Source organism: Polaromonas sp. CT11-55 (assembly GCF_047303325.1).
Classification (GTDB): domain Bacteria; phylum Pseudomonadota; class Gammaproteobacteria; order Burkholderiales; family Burkholderiaceae_C; genus Polaromonas.
Map to the genome: position 1 here is coordinate 1 of NZ_JBKBEX010000055.1, position 5,438 is coordinate 5,438.

Annotated in this window: 6 protein-coding genes; 4 read left to right on the plus strand and 2 right to left on the minus strand. The window is 67.1% G+C overall.

The features are described 5' to 3' along the window. The first annotated feature begins 24 nt into the window (after nt 1–24). From ACEN8I_RS24035 to ACEN8I_RS24050, 4 genes are all read left to right on the plus strand, one after another. Entirely contained in the window at nt 25–828 is an 804-nt protein-coding gene (locus ACEN8I_RS24035) for an endonuclease/exonuclease/phosphatase family protein (RefSeq protein WP_413331179.1), read from the plus strand. Between the two features lie 124 nt (nt 829–952). After that, nucleotides 953–2,254 carry a cardiolipin synthase ClsB gene (gene clsB, locus ACEN8I_RS24040; protein ID WP_413331173.1) on the plus strand — a complete coding sequence of 434 codons (1,302 nt, stop codon included), beginning with the start codon at nt 953–955 and terminating at the stop codon, nt 2,252–2,254. Nucleotides 2,255–2,261: 7 nt separating this feature from the next. Next, entirely contained in the window at nt 2,262–3,263 is a 1,002-nt protein-coding gene (locus tag ACEN8I_RS24045; protein ID WP_413331175.1) for a lysylphosphatidylglycerol synthase domain-containing protein, read from the plus strand. Between the two features lie 248 nt (nt 3,264–3,511). Beyond that, entirely contained in the window at nt 3,512–4,432 is a 921-nt protein-coding gene (locus ACEN8I_RS24050) for a TIGR03915 family putative DNA repair protein (protein WP_413331176.1), read from the plus strand. A 14-nt stretch (nt 4,433–4,446) separates the two neighbouring features. Here the strand turns inward: ACEN8I_RS24050 and ACEN8I_RS24055 are convergent, their stop codons facing one another. After that, on the minus strand, nt 4,447–4,767 hold the full coding sequence (locus ACEN8I_RS24055; RefSeq protein WP_413331177.1) for a hypothetical protein: 321 nt from the start codon (nt 4,765–4,767) through the stop codon (nt 4,447–4,449). A gap of 119 nt (nt 4,768–4,886) precedes the next feature. Continuing rightward, nucleotides 4,887–5,306, minus strand: coding sequence for a PPC domain-containing DNA-binding protein (locus ACEN8I_RS24060; protein ID WP_413331178.1), 420 nt, complete (start codon nt 5,304–5,306; stop codon nt 4,887–4,889). Nucleotides 5,307–5,438 lie beyond the last annotated feature (132 nt).

Genomic DNA, 5,438 nt, shown 5'->3' on the forward strand with positions numbered 1-5,438 from the left:
CCCAAAGCCGGCACTCGCGTCGACATGGCCGCCGTCGAGGCAGATACCCAGACCGCGCTGGCGGCCGTGAGCCCCGAGTCCTCGTTTTCCTTCAAGGTCCTTACGGTCAACATCCACAAGGGCTTTACCTTCTTCAACCGCAAGTTCATCCTGCCCGAGCTGCGCGAAGCGGTGCGCAGCGTGGGCGCGGACGTGGTGTTTCTGCAGGAAGTGACGGGCAACCACGTCAAGCACGCCGACAAGTTCGACAACTACCCCGACACGCCGCACTACGAATTCCTGGCCGACACCATCTGGCCGCAGTTCGCCTACGGCCGCAACGCCGTCTACACCAACGGCCACCACGGCAACGCGGTGCTGTCGAAATTTCCCATCGTGCGTTTTGAAAACCGCGACGTCTCCATCAGCGGCCCCGAGCGCCGCGGCCTGCTGCATTGCGAACTGCAGATCCCCGGCCGCAGCGTCAACGTGCACGCCATCTGCGTGCACCTGGGCCTCATGGAAACGCACCGCGAGCAGCAGATGGACATGCTCTGCGACCTCGTGCGCAAGGACATCCCGCCGCACGCCCCCGTGGTGGTGGCCGGCGACTTCAACGACTGGCGCCACCGCGCCCATGCGCGGCTTGAAAAAGGCGCCGAGCTGCACGAAGTCTTTGTGCAGGCCAACGGCAAGGCCGCCAGGACCTTCCCCGCCCGCCTGCCCCTGCTGCGCCTGGACCGCATCTATGTGCGCAACGCCATAGGCCATGCGCCCGTGGTGCTGCCGCTGCGGCCCTGGTCGCATCTTTCTGATCACGCGCCGCTGGCGGCAGAGATAGAGCTGTGATTCCATCAACCACCTTCGATGCGCTGGCCACACAATTTTCCGCCGGGCCGCCCCAAGGAAACGAGCCCCGGAGCATGCGGAAAAGGGGCAGCGAATTACACGAAGTGAAAAGCGTGGGGGCAACATGACCAGGTGGGTCAGCGGCAACCAGTTCCACCTGCTCGAGAACGGCGAGGAGTTTTTCCCGCGCGTATTCGAATGCATTGCCGCCGCCAAACGCGAGGTCGTACTGGAAACCTTCATCCTGTTTGAAGACAGAGTCGGTGAAGAACTGCATGCGGCCCTGCACCAGGCCGCGCGGCGCGGCGTGCAGGTCGACGTGACCATAGACGGCTACGGCTCGCCCGACCTGTCGCCCGAATTCATCTCCACCCTCACCCGCGCCGGCGTGCGCGTGCATGTGTTCGACCCGGGCCCCAGGCTCTGGGGCTGGCGCACCAACCTGTTTCGCCGTATGCACCGCAAGATCGTGGTGATCGACGGCGAGCGCGCCTTTGTGGGCGGCATCAACTACTCGGCCGACCACCTGGCCGACTTCGGGCCCCAGGCCAAGCAGGACTACGCCGTCGAAATCGAAGGCCCCATCGTCGCCGACATCCACGGCTTTGTGCGCCGCGCCCTGGCCGCCGGCCAGCGCAATGCCGGCGCCGAGCCGCCGCCCGGCCTGCGCGAGCGCTTTTCCGACCGTGCGCGTTCGCTGGCCGGCGCCTGGCGCGGCGACAGCATTCCCGCGCCGGTGGGCGAGGCCTCCGCACTTTTTGTCACCCGCGACAACCGCAAGCACACCAACGACATAGAGCGCCACTACCGCGCGGCCCTGCGCACCGCCCGCAAGCGCGTCGTCATCGCCAACGCCTATTTCTTCCCCGGCTACCGGCTGCTCAGGGAGATGCGCCATGCCGCGCGGCGCGGCGTGGACGTGCGCCTCATCCTGCAGGGCGAGCCCGACATGGCCATCGTCAAGACCGCCGCCAGCATGCTCTACCACCACCTGCTGGACGCCGGCGTGCGCATCTACGAATACTGCGAGCGGCCGCTGCACGGCAAGGTGGCCGTCGTCGACGACGACTGGGCCACCGTGGGCTCCAGCAACCTCGACCCGCTCAGCCTCTCGCTGAACCTGGAGGCCAACGTCGTCATACGCGACCCCGCCTTCAACAGCGAGCTGGGCGCGCGGCTGGAGGCCCTGATCCGGCACAGCTGCAAACAGGTGACCCATGAAAGCCTGGTCGAGCCCAGCTGGTGGCGCACCGTGCGCAGCTATTTTGTATTCCACCTGCTGCGCCGCTACCCGGCCTGGGCCGGCTGGCTGCCGGCGCACACGCCGCGCATCACGCCCGCCGGCCAGGGCCTTGCCACCCCCACCGGCTCCACTGGCCCCACTGGCCGAAACCCCGAGCCGGTGAGCCAGGCCAAACCCGTGTGAGCGCCTGATGGCCTCAAGCCGCAGCCCCCTGCGCGGCCGCCCCTGGTGGCCCTGGCTCAGGCGCGGCGCCACCGCCGTGTTCTTTGCGCTGGTGGCCGCCCTGCTGGCATCGCAGGTGCGCACCATTGAATGGGGCGAGGTGCTCAGCTCGCTGGCGGACTATCCCCTCACCGCCGCCTGGGGCGCGGTGGCCCTGGCCGCGGCCAGCTTCACCCTGTACAGCTGTTTTGACCTGCTGGGCCGGCACTACACGCACCACAAGCTCGGCGCCTCCACCGTGATGCTGGTGACCTTCACCAGCTATGCCTTCAACCTCAACCTCGGCTCGCTGGTGGGCGGCGTGGCCTTCCGCTTTCGCCTGTACTCGCGCCTGGGCCTGAAGCCCGGTGCCATCACGCGCATCATGTCCATCAGCATGCTGGCCAACTGGATGGGTTATGTGCTGCTGGCCGGCCTGGTGTTCAGCCTGCACCCGCCCACCTTGCCGGCCGGCTGGCCCATCACCGCCGGCCACCTGCGCCTGGCCGGCCTGGCGCTGCTGGCAGCCGCCGCGGCCTACCTGGGCATTTGCGCCTTCACGCGCCGGCGCCACTACGAGCTGCGCGGCCACACCATAGAGCTGCCTTCGCCGCGGCTGGCCGTGCTGCAACTGCTGATGGGCGCCGGCAACTGGCTCACCATGTCGGGCATCCTGTACATCCTGCTGCAGCACCGCATCGAGTTCTCCGCCGTCGCCAGCGTGCTGCTGCTGGCGGCGGTGGCCGGCGTCATCACCCACATCCCGGCCGGCCTCGGGGTGCTGGAAGCGGTGTTTGTCGCCCTGCTCTCGCACCTGATGCCGCAGGCCGAGCTGCTGGCCGCCCTGGTCGCCTACCGTCTTATCTATTACGTGGTGCCGCTGGGCATTGCCACGGCGGTCTACGCGGTGATGGAAGCCCATGCCAGAAAGCTGGCCCGGGTGGCCAGGGCGGTCCAGCCCCCGCAAAACGCCCGGCCGGTGGCGCGCTAGCCATCCCAAGCCCGGTTCCATTGGCTCCCAGCCCGGTTTAGGCGCCAAAGCCACACACCACCAGGGTTTTGGGCTCAGGCTCTGTGTCCATGAGCCCAAACTACTGTATATTGATACAGTGTTTTTGGTTTTCTCTTTCCCGGCGATGCGCCGCCCGCACCCGGGAAGTCGGCTTCTTTGCCTACAAGCGCGCTTGAACCCGCGGCGGCACCATGAAGTCAGACCGTGAAGAAGAAAGGATGTATTGCATGGGCGTGATGAATGACCTGCTGACGACCGACCTCTTTCCCCAGGCCGCGCTGCCCGTTGCGCTGCACGGCCAGACGGACTTCGAGGGCTTTCGCCGTGCCGCACGCGGCCTGCTGGCGCAAAACATCCTGCCCGCGCAGGTCAGCTGGCAATGCGGCGACGCGCCCCTGCAAACGCCCCAGGCCCCGCAGGCCGCCGGCAGCGCGCACAGCCCGGCCTTCAGCGACGCGCCCGCCGTCAACGTGCCGCCCGAATTCCTCGCGCTGTGCCAGGCCGCCGTGCTGCACCGCAACCCGAAACGCTTCCAGCTGCTCTACCGCCTGCTGTGGCGCCTGGTGCACGAGCCCGAACTGCGCCACACACCGCAGGACGCCGACATGGAAGAAGCCCGCCAGATGGCCGACGAGGTACGCGAAGACATCCGCAAAATGAAAGCCCAGCTGCGCTTTCGCTCGGTGCAGGACGACAGCTTCAGGGCCAGGCCTCTTGCCGGACCGCTGCATGTCGCCTGGTATGAGCCTGAACACCATATCGTTGAAGCCGTGGCGCCCACTTTCGCCAAACGCTTTTCCCTGATGCGCTGGGCCATCCTCACCCCCGGGGGCAGTGTCGAGTCCGACTACCTGGGCCCGCAGGACTTTGCGGCCGACGCAAAACCGCCGGGCGAGGGTCTGGCCGCGCTGCGCTTCGGCCCAGCCGCCGACCCGCAAGACGCGCCGGCCCTGGATGCCGGCGAACAGCAGTGGCTGGCGTATTACGAGCAGGTCTTCCACCCCGCGCGCCTCGCCAGGCGGCGCCTGCTGCAAAAGCAGGCCGCGCCGCAGCGCTACCGCAAGGGCCGCGGCCCCGCAGGCCGCAAGGCCCATGCGCCCCGGGCACAAAGCCCCGGCCGGGCCGGCAGCCAGTCGCTGTCGCTGTAAGCGGCAAAAAAACGCTAAGGCCTGCGCGCGTCCGACGCCGGCGCCTCAGGCGGCACCACCGTGTCGCGCCCGTCGCTGCTGACAGGCGGCAGCGTGGGTCGCGTTGTCGAGTCACGCGGATCCGGCGGTGGAATGGAATTGTCCGGCGGCAACGCGCGGCGTGCCGGGTTGCGGTTCAGCGGGTTCTTCAAAGGCACCGCCGGCTTCTGCACAGCGCCCGGCTCCGCCGCAGGCGCGGCGGGAGTTGTGGCTGTGGTTTGCGCCAGCAGCCCCGGCCCCGCCAGCAAGGCCAGCACAGCGCCAAACACGAGGGGGATGGGGTGAGTTTTTCGCATGGCCATCAATGACTCCTTCAAGCCGCATTAACTGACGTTGCGTGACGTTGCGAGGCTTGTTGTCTTTTACTGTACGCCGATCAAAGCCCAAGACCATGGCCGGAATACCGGCCGCACCGTCAGGCCCGGCCTACAGGCTTTGCCACCAGCTCCTTGAAACCCGTTTTCGCATCCTGCTCGCGCGTAAACACCCAGCCCGGCAAAGGCGCCAGCACGATTTCCGCCGTGGTCCGCACAATGCAGCCCGCCATCACATGGCCGCCGCGCATCTCGCCACGCGCCGTCGCCACGCTGGCATGCAGATGAACCCCGTCGGCGCTCAGCGTGCCCGACAACGTGATCAGCTCCAGCGGTTCCTCCAGCACCGTTCCGTCGGGCTGGTCGGCGTAGCGCAGGACTGCGCGGGACAAGCTGCCCACGGCAGAGATGATGCAAGCTGCGGTGGTGTTTTGCCCGGCCTGCAGCTGGGCAAAGGCTTTGGTCAGGGTGGCGCGGAGGTCTTCGCCTGGCGTCAGGCGAAGGACGTGGGTTTGGGGCATGGGGGTAGGGTAATGATGTGGCTGTTGGAGTTCAAGAGGGGTGTTCTCTTTTGACTCCTGCTGGCCGGGGGTTGCCCGGCGGCAACTCACTTTTCTTTTGCTTCGCCAAAAGAAAAGTAAGCAAAAGAAAAG

Excerpts from the sequence above, each read along its gene's own strand:
- ACEN8I_RS24035 (WP_413331179.1), top strand. The coding sequence starts at position 25 with ATGGCCGCCGTCGAGGCAGATACCCAGACCGCGCTGGCGGCCGTGAGC.
- clsB (WP_413331173.1), top strand. The coding sequence starts at position 953 with ATGACCAGGTGGGTCAGCGGCAACCAGTTCCACCTGCTCGAGAACGGC.
- ACEN8I_RS24045 (WP_413331175.1), top strand. The coding sequence starts at position 2,262 with ATGGCCTCAAGCCGCAGCCCCCTGCGCGGCCGCCCCTGGTGGCCCTGG.
- ACEN8I_RS24050 (WP_413331176.1), top strand. The coding sequence starts at position 3,512 with ATGGGCGTGATGAATGACCTGCTGACGACCGACCTCTTTCCCCAGGCC.
- ACEN8I_RS24055 (WP_413331177.1), bottom strand. The coding sequence starts at position 4,767 with ATGCGAAAAACTCACCCCATCCCCCTCGTGTTTGGCGCTGTGCTGGCC.
- ACEN8I_RS24060 (WP_413331178.1), bottom strand. The coding sequence starts at position 5,306 with ATGCCCCAAACCCACGTCCTTCGCCTGACGCCAGGCGAAGACCTCCGC.